Genomic DNA, 1,822 nt, shown 5'->3' with positions numbered 1-1,822 from the left:
TGTATCTAGCAGCCTATGCAACTACACCTTGGATGAATGTGCTATGGCTAACCCTTGCTTTGGGTTCGCTCGGATTTCCTGTTGTGACATCATGGGCAGCAGCGGTTGATTTAGGAAATGAGTATTCAGGATCTGTTTCGGGATGGATGAACTTATGGGGAAATATTGGAGCGTTTTTATCACCTATTCTTTGCGGATGGCTTGCCGAAACTATTGGATGGGAAGGAGCTTTACTTGTTAGTATTCTCCCAATTATTGTAGCTATTATACTTTGGTTTGGAGTACGCCCAGATCGTTCGTTAACATAAGTTTTTTCATATTATCTGGCATACCACATGCCAATACAAGGTAAGATAGTCATAGAACATTCCTATGGCTATCTTTTTTTACATAGAAGCCTTTGTTACAAAACAGTGAACAATGCACAAAGCACTAACATCTCATTTAAAATTAATAGTAAAATAACGCTATTAAAAACGGGATGAAAGTAGGTCAAGAAATGAAACTATTATTAGCATGTCAAAAGCAGCCTTATCGGATTTTAGAAATGATTATGGTGTTTTTCACTTTAATTTTTGCTGTACTGTCGTTCTTCGATTACCGTCAGCTGTTTTTTCTTGTGTTTACCCTTGGAATTGTATTTGCTATTCGGGCGTTTGAAATGCAAGAAGGTGAGAAAAAGACTCAAGGAAACATCTGGCTGCTTGTCGGTGTTGTAATGATTTTGCTAGACATAGTTTTATTTGTTGTATATGCTATTAATCAATCTTAACTAAAAGAAAAAAGCTTCCGTTCAGAGGGGTACCTCTAGATACGGAAGCTTTTTTTGATTAAGGAATCATCCACGATAATACATTGGATTGTAAAAATGTTAATACGCAGACAATCAGCAGTAAAAATAAGCTGTGCTTCACCGTGAAACGAAACAAATCGGACTCTTTTCCAGCCAACCCAACCGCAGCACAGGCAACGGCGATGGACTGCGGTGAAATCATTTTACCGGTTACTCCACCAGAAGAGTTTGCTGCAAGCGCAAGAAGCGGATCCATTCCAATAGATGTAGCCGTGATTTTTTGCAAGTTGCCAAACAATAAGTTGGCTGAAGTATCTGATCCTGTAATAAAAACACCGAGCCAGCCGAGTACAGGAGAGAAAAAGGGAAATAACGCGCCTGTTTTAGCTAACAGCAGTCCTAAGGTTGTACTCATTCCAGACGCATTTGTCACGTAAGCAAATGCCACAACGGACATAATGGTAAGCAGCGGCAACGCTAATTCTTTGCACGTCTCGTTAAACGTAATGAACCAGTCTTTCCAAGAGATGTTGACGATAAATTTTGTGACAACAGCAGACAACAGGATAGCTGTGCCGGCAGCGCCTAGTAATTCTAACTTATAAACTGCCGCAATCGGTTCTCCATTTCCATTTAAAATTAAATTATTTAACCAAGGTACTTCTGGCATAAACGTTAAATAATGTCCGATGGAATTGATAGCGCTTAAAAAAGCGTTAGCTCCTTCATAATGTCCTGTCAAAGCGGTTTTAATTTGAGGAATTCCCCATATAGAAATAAAGATCGTTAAAATTAAAAAAGGTGACCACGCCTTTGCAATTTGAGCCCCCGTGAATGCGGGTTGATCTTGAGTTTCTCTTGGCTCAGCCGAAGCGGAAGCTACTTCATGTGCTGCTTTTTCAGATTGAAAGCGAAACGTTGTTTTCGGTTTCCAGAATTTTAAGAAAATAGCGAGCGCAAAAAGTGAAACGAGTGCCGATAAAATATCGGGAAGTTCCGGTCCTAAAAAGTTAGAGCTGACAAACTGGG

General features: G+C 39.8%; 2 protein-coding genes and 1 pseudogene. 2 read left to right on the top strand and 1 reads right to left on the bottom strand.

What is annotated here, in order from left to right; all coding sequences use genetic code 11:
• A pseudogene (locus AC1DRF_RS25825) lies at positions 1-308 on the top strand (MFS transporter); the annotation flags it as partial.
• Between the two features lie 191 nt (positions 309-499).
• Positions 500-772, top strand: coding sequence for a hypothetical protein (locus AC1DRF_RS25820; protein ID WP_427076059.1), 273 nt, complete (start codon positions 500-502; stop codon positions 770-772).
• A gap of 58 nt (positions 773-830) precedes the next feature.
• Here AC1DRF_RS25820 and AC1DRF_RS25815 read toward each other — a convergent pair.
• On the bottom strand, positions 831-1,822 hold a 992-nt coding region (locus tag AC1DRF_RS25815), incomplete at its 5' end, for an L-lactate permease (RefSeq protein WP_477742057.1).

The organism is Priestia sp. P5_B4 (assembly GCF_056400385.1).
This window is presented reverse-complemented; position numbering and strand designations above follow the sequence as displayed.

What these genes read in the sequence shown, in the direction of transcription:
- AC1DRF_RS25820 (WP_427076059.1), top strand. Translation starts at nt 500, where the DNA reads ATGAAACTATTATTAGCATGTCAAAAGCAGCCTTATCGGATTTTAGAA.